General features: G+C 39.9%; 21 protein-coding genes. 14 read left to right on the top strand and 7 right to left on the bottom strand.

Going from position 1 to position 16627, the window contains the following annotated elements:
* Nucleotides 1-47 precede the first annotated feature (47 nt).
* The 8 genes from FZC76_RS12640 (at nt 48) to FZC76_RS12610 (ending at nt 4666) form a co-directional block, all read left to right on the top strand.
* Nucleotides 48-1346: a DUF2268 domain-containing protein gene (locus tag FZC76_RS12640; protein WP_148988549.1), complete on the top strand. Its 1299-nt coding sequence runs from the start codon at nt 48-50 to the stop codon at nt 1344-1346.
* 559 nt (nt 1347-1905) lie between these two features.
* The gene (locus tag FZC76_RS12635) at nt 1906-2088 is read left to right on the top strand and encodes a DUF4083 domain-containing protein (protein WP_148988548.1); all 183 of its coding nucleotides are present in this window, start codon (nt 1906-1908) and stop codon (nt 2086-2088) included.
* A 36-nt stretch (nt 2089-2124) separates the two neighbouring features.
* On the top strand, nt 2125-2376 hold the full coding sequence (locus tag FZC76_RS23635) for a hypothetical protein (RefSeq protein WP_316246611.1): 252 nt from the start codon (nt 2125-2127) through the stop codon (nt 2374-2376).
* A 53-nt stretch (nt 2377-2429) separates the two neighbouring features.
* A complete protein-coding gene (locus FZC76_RS23630) occupies nt 2430-2621 on the top strand; it encodes a GNAT family N-acetyltransferase (protein WP_316246610.1) in 192 nt (63 codons plus the stop codon).
* A gap of 134 nt (nt 2622-2755) precedes the next feature.
* A complete protein-coding gene (locus tag FZC76_RS12625; protein ID WP_148988547.1) occupies nt 2756-3181 on the top strand; it encodes a hypothetical protein in 426 nt (141 codons plus the stop codon).
* A gap of 101 nt (nt 3182-3282) precedes the next feature.
* A complete protein-coding gene (locus FZC76_RS12620) occupies nt 3283-4254 on the top strand; it encodes an alpha/beta fold hydrolase (RefSeq protein WP_148988546.1) in 972 nt (323 codons plus the stop codon).
* 24 nt (nt 4255-4278) lie between these two features.
* A complete protein-coding gene (locus FZC76_RS12615) occupies nt 4279-4473 on the top strand; it encodes a hypothetical protein (RefSeq protein ID WP_148988545.1) in 195 nt (64 codons plus the stop codon).
* Nucleotides 4474-4483: 10 nt separating this feature from the next.
* On the top strand, nt 4484-4666 hold the full coding sequence (locus FZC76_RS12610) for a hypothetical protein (protein WP_148988544.1): 183 nt from the start codon (nt 4484-4486) through the stop codon (nt 4664-4666).
* Nucleotides 4667-5098: 432 nt separating this feature from the next.
* Here the strand turns inward: FZC76_RS12610 and FZC76_RS12605 are convergent, their stop codons facing one another.
* A complete protein-coding gene (locus FZC76_RS12605) occupies nt 5099-5845 on the bottom strand; it encodes an anti-sigma factor (RefSeq protein WP_148988543.1) in 747 nt (248 codons plus the stop codon).
* Nucleotides 5842-6396: an RNA polymerase sigma factor gene (locus FZC76_RS12600; RefSeq protein WP_148988542.1), complete on the bottom strand. Its 555-nt coding sequence runs from the start codon at nt 6394-6396 to the stop codon at nt 5842-5844. Before FZC76_RS12600 ends, FZC76_RS12605 begins: the two co-directional genes overlap by 4 nt.
* Before the next feature lie 218 nt (nt 6397-6614).
* Between FZC76_RS12600 and glcT the strand changes: the two genes are divergently transcribed.
* Both glcT and ptsG read left to right on the top strand, forming a co-directional pair.
* Nucleotides 6615-7445, top strand: coding sequence for a glucose PTS transporter transcription antiterminator GlcT (gene glcT / locus FZC76_RS12595; RefSeq protein ID WP_316246609.1), 831 nt, complete (start codon nt 6615-6617; stop codon nt 7443-7445).
* Between the two features lie 187 nt (nt 7446-7632).
* Nucleotides 7633-9669 (top strand): glucose-specific PTS transporter subunit IIBC, encoded by a 2037-nt coding sequence (ptsG, locus tag FZC76_RS12590; protein ID WP_148988540.1) that lies wholly within the window; start codon nt 7633-7635, stop codon nt 9667-9669.
* Nucleotides 9670-9728: 59 nt separating this feature from the next.
* Here the strand turns inward: ptsG and FZC76_RS12585 are convergent, their stop codons facing one another.
* On the bottom strand, nt 9729-9953 hold the full coding sequence (locus tag FZC76_RS12585) for a group-specific protein (RefSeq protein WP_148989020.1): 225 nt from the start codon (nt 9951-9953) through the stop codon (nt 9729-9731).
* A gap of 171 nt (nt 9954-10124) precedes the next feature.
* On the opposite strand from FZC76_RS12585, the gene FZC76_RS12580 reads away from it, so the two are divergent.
* The 4 genes from FZC76_RS12580 to FZC76_RS12565 are packed head-to-tail and all read left to right on the top strand — an operon-like array spanning nt 10125 to nt 12098.
* Complete coding sequence (locus tag FZC76_RS12580; RefSeq protein WP_148988539.1) at nt 10125-10595, top strand: flavodoxin; 471 nt, start codon at nt 10125-10127, stop codon at nt 10593-10595.
* Entirely contained in the window at nt 10588-11472 is an 885-nt protein-coding gene (locus tag FZC76_RS23070; protein ID WP_187442062.1) for a beta propeller repeat protein, read from the top strand. Before FZC76_RS12580 ends, FZC76_RS23070 begins: the two co-directional genes overlap by 8 nt.
* 13 nt (nt 11473-11485) lie before the next feature.
* The gene (locus FZC76_RS12570) at nt 11486-11938 is read left to right on the top strand and encodes a flavodoxin (protein ID WP_148988538.1); all 453 of its coding nucleotides are present in this window, start codon (nt 11486-11488) and stop codon (nt 11936-11938) included.
* Between the two features lie 31 nt (nt 11939-11969).
* On the top strand, nt 11970-12098 hold the full coding sequence (locus FZC76_RS12565; protein ID WP_148988537.1) for an FbpB family small basic protein: 129 nt from the start codon (nt 11970-11972) through the stop codon (nt 12096-12098).
* Between the two features lie 94 nt (nt 12099-12192).
* On the opposite strand, the gene FZC76_RS12560 is transcribed toward FZC76_RS12565, so the two are convergent.
* From FZC76_RS12560 to FZC76_RS12545, 4 genes are all read right to left on the bottom strand, one after another.
* Nucleotides 12193-13299, bottom strand: coding sequence for a GerAB/ArcD/ProY family transporter (locus FZC76_RS12560; RefSeq protein WP_187442061.1), 1107 nt, complete (start codon nt 13297-13299; stop codon nt 12193-12195).
* 23 nt (nt 13300-13322) lie between these two features.
* Nucleotides 13323-14528, bottom strand: coding sequence for a Ger(x)C family spore germination protein (locus FZC76_RS12555; protein ID WP_148988535.1), 1206 nt, complete (start codon nt 14526-14528; stop codon nt 13323-13325).
* 6 nt (nt 14529-14534) lie between these two features.
* Nucleotides 14535-16013 (bottom strand): spore germination protein, encoded by a 1479-nt coding sequence (locus tag FZC76_RS12550; RefSeq protein WP_148988534.1) that lies wholly within the window; start codon nt 16011-16013, stop codon nt 14535-14537.
* A 107-nt stretch (nt 16014-16120) separates the two neighbouring features.
* Nucleotides 16121-16525: a sporulation protein gene (locus FZC76_RS12545; RefSeq protein WP_148988533.1), complete on the bottom strand. Its 405-nt coding sequence runs from the start codon at nt 16523-16525 to the stop codon at nt 16121-16123.
* Nucleotides 16526-16627 lie beyond the last annotated feature (102 nt).

Below are 16627 nucleotides of genomic sequence, written 5' to 3'. Positions count from 1 at the left end.
AACAAAAGTGGATAAACCTTTAATAGTAAGGAGGCATCATATATTAATTGAGAACAGTAATCAGCAAGATATTAATAGTAGTAAGTGTCCCAATTCTTTTTGTTCTCTGGTTTTATAATCATAAAGTAATTGATGGGGACTATACTAAACTAACAATTAAAATGCCAAATGAGGACGTAACCGTCATTGATGAGAAGGAAAAAATTAGGAATATCATTAATTCTATCAATAATAGTCCACGGAACTTGGGTACTGAAAAACCATGGTACAACTATGAACTAGCTAGTCTTATTTTCGAAAATGATAGTGGAGATAGCAAAGCAGTTCATTATATGATGGAAAATCAAAATATTAAAATAAGATTTGGTGAGATTAATACAGATTTAGTGTTTGAGGCAGGGGAGTTCCAGGAGAGTGAATATGCTTCAGCAGCCGTGATGGAAAATGAAGATCAGGAAAAAGTAATACTAGAATATGGAACCGTGGAAACATACAGTATTAATGGTCAAACCTTTGAAATTATACCTTATTATCAACCTTATTTAGATTTTATGGATGAGCTTGAAGCGACAAAAGGTAATCGGGAGGACCTGTTTTCAACCTATGTTGTTAAGCCTTTTAGTAAAGAGCTTTATGGACATGAATATTACGGTGAGGAAGATCCCTTTTACGTTGCCCCAGTCAATACGGATAAGATGATAGAAATGATTATACAGCTGGATGATCAGTACAAAGAGATCAGTAGATTCATAAAGGAGGGACTAGAGGACTCCACAGCTTTACTGACCGGCAGCGAAAAGGTCAGAATCTATCTTCAGCCACACAGCCCGGATTTCAATTATTTAGAAATGGGTGGGGTTGTGGCTTTTGCAGCAGATAAGGATATCATGGTCCTGCAAATCGATCCGCGGAAATATACGGAAAAAAGCATCAAACAAACTATCGCACACGAATTGCATCATGTTGTGACCATGGAAGTTTCCGACTGGTCCTATCGGAAGCAGCATCTCTTGGACAGGGTGATCATGGAGGGGAAGGCAGACACTTTTGGAAAGCTGGTCTATCCTGATTATGATGTTGCGTGGATTGAACCTTTAAGTCCTGAAGCGAACAACAAAGTTTGGAGCTTTATTGACGAAAATAAGGGTTCGTATAAAATGGAAGATCTCACGATGCTACATCTTGGTCGCCCTTCATCTGGCATTCCTAAATGGTCTAATTACAGAATCGGTTATCGGATTATGGAAGACTTCTTGGAGCGGAACCCAGAAGTCACGCTGGAGCAATGGACGGAGATGAGAGCGGATGAGATTCTGGAGTTAAGTGGATTTGGTGTGGGTGAGTAGGCAGAGCTAAGGGGTATGGATGTTCTCTATGCCCGAAGTGTAGCAAAAAAGCCAGAACGGTAACAGAGAGGCTGTCTCAAGACCCGAAGCATCGATATAAAAGCCAGAACGGTAACAGAGGGGCTGTCTCAAGACCCGAAGCATCGTTTATAAAGCCAGAACGGTAACAGAGAGGTGTATGACGACCGGTGAGGGTGAAAAAGCAGAGGAGTCGTCGTCATAGGAGGTGTATGACGACCGGTGAGGGTGAAAAAGCAGAGGAGTCGTCGTCATAGGAGGTGTATGACGACCGGTGAGGGTGTAAAAGCAGAGGAGCCGTCGTCATAGGAGGTGTATGACGACCGGTAAAGGTGAAAAAGCAGAGGATCGGTCGTCATAGGTAGTGTATGATGCCCGGTGAGGGTGTAAAAGTAGAGGAGCCGTCGTCATAGGGGATTACTCCTTAGATCTCGTTGTAACTTTTTTTACACATTAATATGGACTTGACTACAGAGAGGCCGTCTCAAGACCCGAAGTCATCAACTGAATGTAAGTACGTTAACAGAAGGAGTGGATTATAATGGGAGATGCGATCTTTCAATTAGTAGTTTTTGGACTTTTAATACTTGGTAGCCTTTCTTTTACACTATTCATAAGAAGACTGCTTGTTAATGCATCAATTAAGAATCAAAGATTAAATAACATAGAACAAAAGCTAGACACTATCATAGAGAAATTGGAGAAAGAGCATTCATCTAACTGAATTTCTATCAAATGTTGTATAAAGGAGAGTCTCTCAATGAACATAAGACAACTGACCCCAGCTGATGCTGAAAACTATAGAACCATAAGGCTAGAGGCATTGAAAAATAAACCGGAGGCATTCAGCTCCAGTTATGAAGATGAAATAGAGTTTTCAGTTGAAAAGTATAGAGGTAGATTTAACAATGACCACACCTACACCTTTGGAGCTTATGAGGGAGATAATTTGGTTGGTACGGTGACCTTGTTATCTGAAACGAAAAAGAAAATTAAGCATAGAGCACTATAGTAGCAATGTATGTCAACCCTGATCATCGAAAATTAGGTGTTGGTAAAGCACTTATGAATGTAGCAATAAATAAGGCGAAAGAGTTAGAGAAGATTGAACAAATCTATCTCGCAGTGACAGCGGGTAATGAACCTGCGAAACGACTATATACATCCCTGGGGTTTGTGACATATGGAATAGATAGAAATGGGTTGAAGATAGAAGACACCTATTTTGATGAAGAACTGATGGTGTTAGTGTTTTAAAAAGACTATTTAATTGAACTTGTCTACCAAGAGATGAGTTTTTTTATTTTAAATCAAAATAAATTTATTGTTAATCAATAATTAATTTGGTATCATGCTGTTAATTAATGTAAAAGTAGTAAGGGGATGAGGAGTTGAAAAAGACATTATTGATTTTAACAATAATACTGCTATTAATATCAGGATGTAACCGATATGCGAGGTCTGAAATCCCAGCTGAAGGGACTTTTCATGTGGCTCTTATCAATAACACCGATATTGATATTTACGGGTATGAAATCAGCTATTTTCAAGATGGAACACACAGAGGTGGGAGCGGTGGCGGTCAGTATGCCGATAATACAAAGGTAAAGAAGGGAGATGCATTTACGTTTGACTTTAATCATGTCAATTTTCTCCCGGACAAAGAGGTTAGCTTTGTGATCACTGTTTTTACAGGCAAGCACCAAACGGAAAAAGTAACGTTAAGTTCTCCAGTTACGACCATGGTTTCAAATTTAGAAAGTACCTACTATGTGGAGATAACTGGGGAAAACAAGGAAGAGTTAACAGTAAACTAAAAGATGATTGAATGTAGAAGTTGGAAAAACGTGGAACTAAAATAGTGTTCTTATCGTATAGGTATTGAATGTAATTCTTACAAAAGAAGGTAGAGGGAAAAATGAACACTAATAAGAGGTTTAGTTTCCGCAAAGCAATAAAATATATATCCGTATCATTGGTAAGCTTGGTAGTTCTGTGGATTGCCTTTCATCAAATAATGGTTCTTTTCGAAAAGAACAAGTATGAAGCTACTGGGCAACTGGTGGAAGTGGATGGTAATAAGATGCATGTTCATGTGGAAGGGGAAGGACCAAATACTATCATTCTACTTCCTGGATTGGGCACGTCAGCTCCAGTACTGGATTTTGAGCCGCTTATGAATGAGTTGAGTAAGAGTAATAGAGTGGTAGTCGTGGAGCCGTTCGGGTATGGATGGAGCGAGAAGACAGATAAGGATAGAACGGTGGAAAATGTGGTGGAGGAAGTAAGAACAGCTCTTATGGAAGCCGATATTGAAGGCCCATATATTTTGATGCCGCATTCTATTGGTGGAATTTACAGCATGTACTATGCAAATACATATCCCGAAGAAGTTGAGGCCATTGTTGGGATTGATCCAACACTTCCTGCTGCGGTTGATTATTTTGATGTACCTGTTCCGACTATGCCAGGTTTCTTTAGGGCTGTAGCTCCGAGTGGCATTGCCAGGATAGTGGTAGCGGCAAATAAAGAGGATTTTTTACCTTTAGCAGATGAGGGGACATACTCAGATGATAATTTGGAGCTAACGAAAACTCTGGCTGTCTGGAATGGCTACAACAAGAATATCATGATGGAAGCAAATGAGATTAGTAATAATATCGCCAAAACGATTAACCTGTCTTTTCCGGCCGATATCCCGGTAATGATTTTCACACCTAAGGATGAAAAGGTAAATCCTGCTGGAAGATCTACGATGACCTTTTATGAAGAGCAATTAGAAAATGTAGTGAAAAATAAAATTGTGCCACTCGAAGGCCATCATTATTTACATTGGACAAATGTGAAAGAGATGAGTGAGCATGTTGGAGAGTTTATTAGTGGAAGTTAAGGAATACATGTTGTTGTAATATAAATGTCTATTGTTAAAAACGCTTGGGAATCAATCAATGAAGATACAACAAAAGGAAGTGACCAAAAGACACATTCAAAAAAGCCGGTCATTGTAGAGAAACGAACAGAAGCTGGCTACATAACGATAAATGTGTTGGAAACACATGAGGATATTGAAAAATTGGAAGCATTTTTTAAAGATAAGCAATGGGGCTGAGGATGTAAAGGTGCAAATGGAAACTCCGCCTGAATACCGCTTTACGTTGAACGGTTCCATTTTTGCAGTTTGGATTACGCCTCTAGGCGACGAGCTTGAACTTATTCGTGAAGGGGAAGCTGTGTATATAAAACTGGGAAACCAACACTCATCAATCTTAGACACTACCTTTCCAGAACACAAGACAAGGTGAGGAAAGCGACGAATAAGCAAAGGAAAAGCTCGGGGCACTTTTGGAAATGTGCTCCGAGCTTTCTTATTTAATATCAAGACCTCTGCGTCAAGAATTCAACGGGATGGAGGTCCTTATCGAGGTTATGAGGACCTCAGTGCCAGGAATTTCACGTGTTGAAGGTCCTCATCGAGGTTATGAAGACCTCTGCGCCAAGAATTTCGCGTGTTGGAGGTCCTCATCGAGGTTATGAAGACTTATGCGCCAAGAATTTCGCGTGTTGGAGGTCCTCATAGAGGTTGTGAGGACCTCAGTGCCAGGAATTTCACGTGTTGGAGGTCTTCATCAAAGATATAAAGACCACTGAGCCAATGGTTTCACGTACGAGAGCTCTTTATCAATATTATTAAGTCCTCTCAACCAACAATTTCACCCGCTTGAGGTCATCACTTCTCACAACCCCGCCGAAAGGTGAATCTCCCCTTCAGGTAATTCGTTCCCACTTTGAGGTTCCAACGTAATTGCGATGGTATCCCAATCTTCCGTTGTCGTCTCAGCAATGTTATGGAACACATATCCTTTACCTTGATCATCAATAGTAAAGTCGCCAGCCGGTATTGGAGAACCGTCCTTCAATAGCCACACCTGATACACTTCGTCGCCACTTAATTCAGGTAAGTCCTGCGTTTGAATCATAACAGATAGTGCCTGTTCCTGTTGAAATAGTGCTGCAAATCCAGTGCCTGTAACATCTGATGGCTGCAAGGTAACTACATTATCAGGTTGTCTCAGTTCTTCTGCAACCGACTCAGCTTCATCATCATTTTGCATCATCAAGTAGCCGTTTCCAACCAATGAAAGCAAGAGCGATGCTGCAAGCAATGTGGTCAGCCAAGGTTTCCCTGAAGCTGTATTACTCACTGATGTTTCAACTTCCTTTTTAGAAGCTATCGGTGTAACAGTAGCTTTTTCAGGTTTCACGTCTTCAGCAAAAACATTTTCCAAAATTCGCTTCTTCATTTCCGGTGGGGGTGAGGCCTGCTCTGACACAAGGGCAACATCTCCTAACAGATCTTGAAGTTCCATTAATTCTTCCTGACATTCGGGACAGGTGGCTAAGTGCTGTTCGAATTCTTCTCTCTCTGGTTGTGTTAGGTGACCATTGAAATAGTCCAACACTAACTCACATTTCTGACTCATATACTCCCCCTCCTATCTGCAAGCAACGGTTTCAGTTTCTTAAGCGCCAGACGTATCCTTCCTTTAACAGTTCCAAGCGGTATGCCGGTCAACTCGGCTATTTTCTGTTGAGTATAGCCTTTGAAATACATATAATGGACCATCTTTCTTTGATCATCAGATAAGGTGGAGACCGCCTCTCTGATGACTTTCTGCTCTTCTTTCCACTCTGTCTCTTGTTCAGTGGAGTCGTTGGATTGCAGGAATGGTTCCACGTCTTCTATCGGGGCACTTTGGGCTCGCTGTTGCTTGCGAATAATATCCAAGGCTTTATTACGGGCGATGGTGAACAGCCATGATCGGAACTTACCTTTTGACTCATCGTAGATTCCAGATCCTTGCCAAATTTTAATAAAAACATCCTGCATTGCTTCTTCAGCTATGTCATGGTTATTCGTTATTTTCAATAAAAAAGAATACAAGATCTTTTCATACCTGTCGTACAGTTCTTCCAAAGCGGTTTTATCTTTGCTCCTGATCCGCTCATACAGAAGAGAGTCCTTATTCTGCATAGGTTTTCTCCTTTTTAATGTGATTATCTATATTATATCTTTATTTGTCTGATTAAAAGAAGAAATAAGGCTTTCCTATTTTCCTAACGTTGGAAAATGGAGTTTGGATCAGTGTTTTTCAGGAAGGAACCATTTGGTAAACTTGCTCGCTTGACTCTGTCTCCCACGTAGCGTACTTTAGTATATATTGCAGTTTTAGATACACCGGAGGAATGGCCATGCGTGTAAAGAAAGTCTTGAACAATAATGTGTTGATTGCTGCCCACCCCGAGTACAACGAAGTCATCCTCACAGGGAAGGGAATCGGCTTTGGGAAACGTACCGGAGAAGATATTTCCGTTGAAAGTGCGGAAAAGTTCTTTGTGCTACGCGATCAAGAAGAGCAACAACAATACAAGCAGTTACTTAATTATGTAGATGAGTCATTCATCGGTTTGATGAATGAGTGTATAGAGCGAATTGAAAAACGTTTTGAGGTTCGCTTGAATGAACATATCCATGTCGGATTGACGGACCATCTTTATTTTGCCGTGAAAAGAATTCAGCAGGGGTTGGATATAAAAAATCCATTTCTGACGGAGACGGAACTCGCCTACCCTAAAGAATATACAGTGGCACTTGAAATTGTCGAGTGGTTGAACGAAAAGCTTGGGATCTCGGTACCAGTTGGAGAAGTGGGGTTCATTACATTACACATCCATAGCGCCTTGACCAACAGAGAGCTGTCTGAGGTCAACAAACATACCCAGCTGATCAGCAGAATGGTGAATGTCATTGAGGAATCCCTGAAAATCTCCGTTGACCGGACCGATGTGAACTATTTGAGGCTAATCCGTCATTTTCATGCATCCATTGAAAGGGTGCAAAAAGACGAGAACCGTCCAGAAAATCAGGAAGCGCTCGCAAAAGTGTTGCAAGCTGAATACCCTGTGTGCTACAATCTAGCATGGAAATTGATTAAGATTATGCAGCAGAACTTACACAAGCCAGTTCCAGATGCAGAGGCAGTTTACCTGACCCTACATTTGCAAAGGCTTGCAAAACAATAAATATAATATCCCAAACACTTTTTTCACGTGTTACTGGTCATGCAGGCATGAGCGGAAGAAAGCGTAAACGAAGAAACACGGTAGAAGTCTATCTACCTTTACTTCGTATACCTTTTCTTTTGACTCATGCCTTTTTGTTTTGCTTCTGTTCAACAACTGCATATAAAAATACCTAGGAGGAACACATATGTTTAAGAAATCATTCGGTTTACTGCAGCGTATCGGGAAAGCCCTCATGCTTCCTGTCGCATTGCTTCCGGCAGCAGGAATCCTGCTCGCATTCGGTAATGCCATGCAAAACCCGAACTTAACTAGCCGCCTCGGCTTTTTAGAGGCAGATGCACTCGTGCTACTTGCACAAATCATGGAACAGGCAGGCAGCATCGTATTCTCCAACCTGCCACTACTCTTTGCAATCGGGGTAGCCATTGGACTTGCTGGAGGAGACGGGGTTGCCGGTCTTGCAGCAATGATCGGTTACTTAATTATGAACGTTACGATGAGTGTAATCAGTGGAGTTACTGCTGATCAGGTCGGGTCAGACCCTGCACTTGCGAATGTTTTAGGAATTCCAACCCTTCAAACCGGGGTATTCGGCGGTATCATAGCCGGGGTGCTCGGTGCGTATATGTACAATAAGTTCTACAATATCGAATTGCCATCTTACTTAGGGTTCTTTGCCGGTAAGCGTTTCGTTCCGATTGTAACGGCAGCTTCCGCACTTGTACTTGGGGTGGTCATGAACTTTGTATGGCCATTCGCGCAAGAAGGACTAAATACGTTCTCTTATTTTATGACAGAATCAAACCGTACACTGGCAGCATTTATTTTCGGGGTAATTGAACGTGGACTAATTCCATTTGGCTTGCATCATATTTTCTATTCTCCATTCTGGTTTGAATTCGGTTCTTACACAAACGCGGCAGGGGAATTGGTTCGTGGGGACCAACGTATTTTCATGGAGCAGGTGAAAGACGGTGCCGAGCTTACAGCTGGAACGTTCATGACAGGTAAATTCCCATTCATGATGTTTGGTCTTCCGGCAGCAGCTCTAGCAATCTATCATTGTGCACGTCCTGAAAACAAGAAATTTGTAGCAGGTATCATGGGTTCTGCTGCATTGACATCTTTCTTGACAGGTATTACAGAACCGCTTGAGTTCAGTTTCTTATTCGTAGCACCAGTATTGTTCGCAATTCACGCAGTGTTTGCAGGACTTTCCTTCATGGTCATGCATATTTTAGATGTAAAAATTGGGATGACATTCTCCGGTGGTGTCATTGACTACATTCTATTTGGTATCCTTCCAAATGCGACAGCATGGTGGTTGGTGATTCCTGTAGGTCTAGTATTCTCAGTTATCTACTACTTCGGATTCCGTTTTGCAATTAAGAAATTTAACTTAATGACTCCAGGTCGTGAGGAAAAAACAGAGGAAGCGGAAGCAGGTTCTGGTTCCGTTGATGAACTGCCATTTGGTGTACTAGAAGCACTTGGCGGAAGAGAAAACCTTACAAACCTGGACGCTTGTATCACTCGTCTTCGTGTTAGTGTGAAAGATGTGGAGCAAGTAGATAAAGAGCGCTTGAAAAAGTTAGGTGCAGCAGGCGTTATGCAAATTGACCGCAATATTCAAGCAATTTTCGGACCACGTTCTGAAACGATCAAAGGACAGATTCAAGATATCTTGAGTGGGAAAACGCCAGTGAAGCAAGAAGTAGCGGCAACGGCAGAAAATGAAACCGCGGATGCTGGAGCAGTGGCTACTTCAGCAGAGTTTGATGTAGTTATGCCGATGACTGGTAAACTACTACCTATTTCTGAAGTTCCTGATAAAATTTTCTCACAAAAAATGATGGGTGACGGCTTTGCCATCGAACCCACTGACGGAAAAGTGGTATCACCTGTTGCTGGGAAAATTGTGAACCTGTTCCCGACAAAACATGCAATCGGCATCGAAACGGCTGACGGACGCGAAGTCCTTGTGCATGTCGGAATTGACACAGTTAACCTAAAAGGAAAGGGTTTTGAAAGTTTAGTAGAACAAGGAGACACAGTCGAGCAAGGACAAGCGTTACTGAACGTAGACCTTCGCATTGTGTCAGAAGAAGCGACATCCATTTTCACACCGATCATTTTTACAAACTTGGCTGCTGGAGAAGCGGTTGAGATTAAGGATGGTAGTGTAAGAGTTGGAGAGAAGGGTCGCGTAACCATTTCTTAAAGAATCATAAAAGGAACCGTTGCATGTTTAGGTGCAACGGTTCTTTTTTGTGTGTAAATCTATCCCTGTTTCATCAAAAGAGAGTGAGCCTTTACGACCTTTTTCTCTAGATAATCTATGGAGTAATTCCCATTAGGGTCTGTGACATCAACCACAGCTCTCGATAAATTATCAATGACTAAATGCAGTAATTCAAGGTCTTTCTCTTCTAGCTTATGCTTGTTTACTTCATCCATAATTTCTTGTGCTAGTCCCTGGATTTTCCTAAGGCGAAAATCATTCATATTCCTCAAATATACCTCTCCTCCTTTAAACGACATTTACAAAAAGAGTATATGTACTAACTTGAGTTTTTTTCATAAAAATTCAAGAAAGTTATTGACACTGATAATCATTATCAACTATGATGGCAGTATATTAATTGAAAACGATTATCAACTAGAGGTGTCTTGGGAATGCGAATATTTATAGGATATGTAAGTATGTCTGGCAACACAGAAGATATTGCTAATATTTTGCAAGATGAGTTACATGCTAAAGGCTGCGAGGTTGTTTCGGAATGTCTGGACACGGTGGATATGGAGGAAATAATTACTTTTAACGGAATTCTTATCGGATCTTATACTTGGGGAGATGGTGATCTTCCATATGAGGCCGAGGATTTTTATGAAGAACTGGATGACTTGAAGCTAGATAGCATTCCTGTAGCCTGTTTTGGTTCAGGAGATCATGCATATCCTAAATTTTGTGCAGCAGTTGATACTTTTGCTCACAAATTTAAAAGTTGTGGAGCAGAAGTTTATAACCAAACATTAAAGATGGAGTTTGGTCCTGAAACCAATGAACAGGAACTGGAGTGCAGGGAATTTGCTCAGACATTTTATGCTTGGGTGAAGAAAACAGAAGGAAACATTCATCATGTTTAACAGAGGTTCCACTGCCGTATTATCTACTCCTGACATACCATTTCTTGTTGCGGTCAAAAAATCAGGCATCTATTCTTTTGAAAACGGAGAATGGTTGCTGCAGTATGGATTATCTCAAAATATTTATAAACTTGTCCGCTTGGGCAGATATATTTTTGGGATTGGAGATTGTGGTACCATCCTGCGGTACGATCCGTTCCAAAAGAAGTGGACCCATACTACTTTTTCTGTTCCACAGCGGTTATGGGATATAACCGGAAATGAAGAAGGATTAATTGTGACACATGGTGGTAGTAAATTATACGTGTCTAAAAATCATGGATCTAGTTGGGCACTTGTTAAGCCATTTGTATTTTTCAGTGCTCCCCCATTAATTAGATCGCTCTTTTTTTCCGAGGATTACATTTACATTGGAACACAAGTAAATAAGGAGCACGGGGGTGTATGGAGGTACTCGCTCATCACAGGGGAATTGAAACTAGTGAAAAGAGAAGAGAATTCGATGGTCTCGTCGATTTATATTTCAGACAGGGACTCTATGTTTATTACAAAAGGAAACGTAAAGACTGGAGAAGGCTCTGTGGAAATGAGAAGAGCTGATAATTCATGGATTTGTTTTAAACAGCCCCTTTCAGAGAAAGCGTTTTTGGATATATTCATGGCAAAAAATCGTTTGCATGCGACTACCAGCCGAGATGAATTTGGGTATTCGAGAATTTATGAGATAGATAGAGAGAGTATGACCTTGATTCCAATCGAGACTGTGGAAGGGCATGGATTTAGAGGAGCTGGCTTTGAAGACCAACTGTTTATTTCATCCCCAGTGGAAAGTAAATGGATTAACAACAGATATGGAGTTCCAAGCCTATTACATTGATAGGAGTGACAATATGAGAATAGGAATTTTTTATGCAAGCATGTCCGGTAACACCGAGGCAATTGCAGACAGCATTGCAGAAAAACTAAAGAGTCATCAGCATGAGGTGGTATTGGAAGACTTACATAGTGTTGATAGTGCTGAGGAACTTTTACACTATGATATAACTATTTTAGGAATGTATACTTGGGGTGATGGTGATTACCCAGATGAATGTTTGGATTTAGTGGATGAATTGGAGGAAATGGATCTTGAAGGTCATCCTTTTGCAATTTTTGGTTCGGGAGATACATCGTACCCGGAGTTCTGTGGTGCTCTTCATCATCTAAAAGAATTACTTGAAAGCCGTGGGGGAAGTGTATTTCCTGATCCACTGAAAATAGAGTTCAACCCTGAACCGGAGGATGAAGTAGAAATTACTAAATTTGTATCCGAAGTGGTTGGGAAACTAAAGAGGTCCGCGTAACAACTACTTATTTTTAGAAAGGAAAAGAATAATGAGAAAGAAACTGATGCAACAACTGATAGAGCAAAACAAACAAGATATTCTAAAAGATAAAGTGAAAATGGAAAAGATATTGGATAAAATAGATCAGGCAAGAATGATAAAAGCTAGTGATAAATAAATGGTATGGCTACCATTTGTAAGGATGTTCAATTCCTATGTAGTCCAGAGCCTATGGGCAGTGAAAGGTGGGGATTTAAAAATTAAAAATTATTCTAATACCCCACCCTATTACTCCTTTTTTTTATTCCTTTAACCCAAGTAATAATCAGGATAAGTAAAGGAAGCATAAATTGAAATGGCACATGAAGGTAAAGAGGTACCATTTCAAGGCCGATAAAGAGATGTTCTGGGAGATCTCTGGCTATGAAATAGTTGCCGGTAAACATTAGAGCGCCAAGTATAATGATAATGAATTTTTCCTGAAAGATGGGAAATATGTATGATACGCCTTTTGAACCTGCGATAAAAAATATAGATACTTTTACGAATCCTACGATGATGAAGGCGAAAGCAGTCAATAACTCAAGGTGTTGGATGATTCCCAGAAACTCTATCATTTCAATTGCTTTGACCAACGGATATGTATAAAGGGAAGCTACCTTTGCGCCAAGGATGGCAATGATGATTTCTGTGATGGAAATTAGAATGACTCCGCTGAAAAGGACACCCATCCAACCTTGTTTCATTAGTTTATTATGGTCGTTTAGAAATGGAAATAGGACAAGAAATACAACCATTTCCCCATAAGGGAAAGTGATGTATTGAATCCAGTTACTTAAATCAAGGATGTCCAAGTCAATGATGGGCCTTATATTTTCCCCCATCATTACCCCGGACAAAAAGGAAAAAAAGACAATCAGAGCGATTAGAAGAATGGTAAAGATAAACAAAAGCTCGGACGTCCTTGCCACTGCCTCCAGACCTAAAGTGGCAGCGTAGCAGATTAGACAGACGGAGACAAAAGCAATAATCCAATGATTGATATTGTAATAAAAAGTTTGAGTGATAAAGTACACGAAGTCCTTCAGTACCCTTGTTCCAATATAAAGAAAATAAACGCTATAGAGCATTAAAAGGGCTTTTCCTAAAAACTTACCGAATGCCTGCTCCAAGAGTTTATGAAACTCTGGCCATCCATTTCTTTTTAATAGGTAGGCATAAAAGAAGAAAAGAAGAACCCCAGTGATAGCCGCTCCTGAGTTGATGAGCCAGGCGTTCTCCTCATCTTCTAAATTGAGTCCAAGCACAATAGAAGAACCAAGAAGGAATAGGGTTAACAATGTAATTAGCTGATAGATGGAAATTTTGGTAACGTTCATACGATACTTCATCCTAACTTAGTCTAATCTAATGAAATGGCATCTCCTGAGCGTTGAATAGATACATCTGCCTTTAAATCAAATGGAATAGTAGGAAAAACGCTTGCCCATTCTCCTTCAATATCGCGCCATTTACTAGGTTTTGAAATATAGAGTTCCTTGGCGAATCCAATATAATCCAGGTTCTCTGCTTGACTTTTATGAATAAGGTTAGTAATGGAATCTTCTAGTTGGTTTCTTATCTGTTTTCTGAAAAGATCCATATTTGGATGCTCGAAACTTGTTTTGCAGGTAGATTCAATTATTCTCCCATTTGTTTTAACCTTTATGCCAATTTGAGGTGAATCTCCAGTCCAATCCACCTTGAAGCTAGTTTTGGACTTTTTATATTGGTACGAAAAGTATCCAGGACCTTCTGGACAGCTGACTTCCAATGATCCTTCTCTCACATTATCCATCAGAAATAAGAGATTCTTGCTTTCCTCTAAACTAAGGAAATCAATCAATTTATCTTTTTTGAAATAAGACATCCCGTTTATCTCCATTTTAGATTTGGGTTGATATGCTTCGATATTCTCCTTTTTTAAACCTACCTCCACATCACCTGCAATACTGATATAGGGGATCACATTATTCACAACAGGATAGTTTAGAAGAAAGTTTTTTACTCTATTAGGAAAGACCGGGAAGGCAAAGGAAGAGTATTCCTTGATGTTCTCTATCGTGTCCACAATCCTCTTTGATGATACTTTATGGAATGGGGTGAACATAGCGAGAATGTCATGAGCACTCGTCTCCTTACTGACAAAAAGCATGGTATTAGAAGAAATGGTCTGCTCTAGAAATAAGTAATTCACAACATCTGCAATTCCGCGTTTTTTAGCAATCTCTTCACTTATAAGAATAACTTCTAGATCATCCATGAAAAGATATCGTGAGAAGGATTTCTGGATTTTTTGCAGCGCCTCAGTAATAGTCCTTCCACTTTCTTGGTACAGAACAAATCCTAATTTCTCTGATGCGCTGTCTTTTACGGAGGGAGCGTTAATGGCTTGTACTGTAACAAGAAAATCCTCATCCTCATCTTTCATGTCTACCGCAATAGCTGAGATAATGATTAAATCTCTGATAAGAGAATCTTCTGCATTTTTTCCAATAATTAGACTTGATACAAATAGAAATACAGAAGTAATGATTGGTAGTAAGTTTTTTCTCCACATGGTATCCATCAGCCTTTACTTTTTTCTCATGGGGTCTTCTTTGAATACGGATTTATCATTACTGATGATATGCTGAATCGGTAATCGGAATACGGCATCCTTCTGATCCTGTGGTTGGAATGGAGCCAAAGGTGATAAGTATGGTACTCCAAACGAGCGTAAGGAACAAAGGTGCAATAAAAGTACAATGAGGCCAATCAAAATTCCATACAAGCCGAGCAGTGCTGCTAGAAATACGAAGCGAAAAGTCAATCGTTTATATGCAACTGATAGGCTGTAAATAGGTACTACACTGGACATTACATAAGATGCAGCCAGTACTACAAGTGTTGCTGGTTGAACCAGTTGTGCCTCTACTGCTTGCTGACCAAGTATGATGGAAGAGAAAATGGCAACAGTCAATACTACTCCAGAGGGAAGGCGTTGTGAACCTTCTGTAATGATAACGATGAGCCACAGGAAAACAAACACTTCAACAATAGTAGGGAAAGGAACGATTTCTCTTTGAGCGACGAGTCCAATCAACAAACTGGTTGGAATAAGACCTGGATGATACAACGTGAAAGAAATATATAAACTAGGCAAAAGAATGGCAAGCAAAAAGAAGAAAAGCCTGCCAACCCTCTTTGTTTGAATACTTCTATTTAGAGTGTAATAATCATCCGGTGATTGAAAAAATTGAATGAATACAGATGGCAAGGTCAATACAAACTGTGTTCCATCAATGACAATGGCAATTTTCCCGCTCAGCACCTCAGCGCACACCACATCCGGCCGATCAGATGAAATAGTTAAGGGAAAAAGAGATGTAGTATTATCAATTAAAGACTCTTCCAAATAGTTAACATCAAGTAAGACAGGTATATTTATTGCATCAATCTTTTTTCTTACTTCAGATAAAATTTCTTTATCCACTTCTCCTTCTATAAAAACTAAGGAAATGGAGGTCTGGATGTTCGGATTTTGTACCTTTTCTACTCGAAGCAATGGGTTCTTGATTGTTTTCCTGATAAGAGATAAATTGTACGTTCCGCTTTCATTGAAGGCGATGTTTGGTCCCGTAGAAGTACGTTGCGCTTTGGGTTCCGGAGCACTTCTTTCCGGCCATTTTGCAGTATCAGCCAATAGACAAGTCGTTTCTCCTTCTACAAAAATGGCAGTTTTTCCGTCCAAAAGCATTTGTATAACTGTATCTATACCCTTCGCAGTCTTGATTATAATGCTTTGAATGACTTGAAGGCGTAAGAACTCTAAAATTGAATCAATAGGTTGTAGCTGACTGACTGATAGATCTGCTAATGGAGATAGGATAAAATCTTCTATTTTTGTAGAGTCGTTAATTCCTTCTATGTAAATCAAATGAACCTTCGTATTTAGGGATGGCAAAACGAGCTCCCTTTCTTGTAAGTCAGAACTGTTTCCTAATTGATTTTTTACAGCATTTATATTCTCTGATATAGATTCCATTATGAATGCTTTCTTGGAAGTCTTCATCTAAACAACCTCTTTACCTCATGAATTTCCTCTCTATACCTTTCCAAAAATCAGAATGAAATATGCGGATATTATCTAAAACAAAAAGCCTGCCTCCACAAAAGGAGTCAGGCCTTAATTGTTTCACGTCCTAGAACAACTATTTCATCATGATCAATGCTCTTCACATCATCTTGAAAAATAAGTCGCGTGTGGAAACGATAGCTTATATGTTCTGTCGTAGGTTCTAATGGAGTTGGAAGCTGATAGCAAAATGGATACTCTGCCTTATCGTTTGCATCCATACTTATGGACATAAGAATGGTCGTAACAGCATCCACTGTTTCAATCGTATCCCCTTGAAATTCTTTTACAAGGTCACATTCTAATCTTTTTATGTGCTGCCTAGCCCAACCGCCTTCCACGTGAAAGGAACCTGTCACTTTTTCACCTGGATTTAACTCCATATTATTCAAAACTAAATCTACATGAGGAGAACCTATATTTAAATAGCTCATTACCTTTTTTATCATATAGCCTAAACCTCCGGAATGAATAATTACTTATTTTTCGTATATTTAAAGATACGAACAGGTAGAACAAAAGTTTCACCTATTTTTTATTATGTAAAATAT

Origin of the sequence: Sutcliffiella horikoshii (genome assembly GCF_008180725.1) — a bacterium.
Lineage (GTDB): Bacteria > Bacillota > Bacilli > Bacillales > Bacillaceae_I > Sutcliffiella_A > Sutcliffiella_A horikoshii_B.
This window is presented reverse-complemented; position numbering and strand designations above follow the sequence as displayed.

Excerpts from the sequence above, each read along its gene's own strand:
- FZC76_RS23635 (WP_316246611.1), top strand. The coding sequence starts at position 2,125 with ATGAACATAAGACAACTGACCCCAGCTGATGCTGAAAACTATAGAACC.
- FZC76_RS12545 (WP_148988533.1), bottom strand. The coding sequence starts at position 16,525 with ATGATAAAAAAGGTAATGAGCTATTTAAATATAGGTTCTCCTCATGTA.
- FZC76_RS23630 (WP_316246610.1), top strand. The coding sequence starts at position 2,430 with ATGAATGTAGCAATAAATAAGGCGAAAGAGTTAGAGAAGATTGAACAA.
- glcT (WP_316246609.1), top strand. The coding sequence starts at position 6,615 with ATGCGTGTAAAGAAAGTCTTGAACAATAATGTGTTGATTGCTGCCCAC.
- ptsG (WP_148988540.1), top strand. The coding sequence starts at position 7,633 with ATGTTTAAGAAATCATTCGGTTTACTGCAGCGTATCGGGAAAGCCCTC.
- FZC76_RS12580 (WP_148988539.1), top strand. The coding sequence starts at position 10,125 with ATGCGAATATTTATAGGATATGTAAGTATGTCTGGCAACACAGAAGAT.
- FZC76_RS12560 (WP_187442061.1), bottom strand. The coding sequence starts at position 13,299 with ATGAACGTTACCAAAATTTCCATCTATCAGCTAATTACATTGTTAACC.
- FZC76_RS12555 (WP_148988535.1), bottom strand. The coding sequence starts at position 14,528 with ATGGATACCATGTGGAGAAAAAACTTACTACCAATCATTACTTCTGTA.
- FZC76_RS12615 (WP_148988545.1), top strand. The coding sequence starts at position 4,279 with ATGTCTATTGTTAAAAACGCTTGGGAATCAATCAATGAAGATACAACA.
- FZC76_RS12570 (WP_148988538.1), top strand. The coding sequence starts at position 11,486 with ATGAGAATAGGAATTTTTTATGCAAGCATGTCCGGTAACACCGAGGCA.
- FZC76_RS23070 (WP_187442062.1), top strand. The coding sequence starts at position 10,588 with ATGTTTAACAGAGGTTCCACTGCCGTATTATCTACTCCTGACATACCA.
- FZC76_RS12635 (WP_148988548.1), top strand. The coding sequence starts at position 1,906 with ATGGGAGATGCGATCTTTCAATTAGTAGTTTTTGGACTTTTAATACTT.
- FZC76_RS12605 (WP_148988543.1), bottom strand. The coding sequence starts at position 5,845 with ATGAGTCAGAAATGTGAGTTAGTGTTGGACTATTTCAATGGTCACCTA.
- FZC76_RS12585 (WP_148989020.1), bottom strand. The coding sequence starts at position 9,953 with ATGAATGATTTTCGCCTTAGGAAAATCCAGGGACTAGCACAAGAAATT.
- FZC76_RS12565 (WP_148988537.1), top strand. The coding sequence starts at position 11,970 with ATGAGAAAGAAACTGATGCAACAACTGATAGAGCAAAACAAACAAGAT.
- FZC76_RS12550 (WP_148988534.1), bottom strand. The coding sequence starts at position 16,013 with ATGAAGACTTCCAAGAAAGCATTCATAATGGAATCTATATCAGAGAAT.
- FZC76_RS12600 (WP_148988542.1), bottom strand. The coding sequence starts at position 6,396 with ATGCAGAATAAGGACTCTCTTCTGTATGAGCGGATCAGGAGCAAAGAT.
- FZC76_RS12620 (WP_148988546.1), top strand. The coding sequence starts at position 3,283 with ATGAACACTAATAAGAGGTTTAGTTTCCGCAAAGCAATAAAATATATA.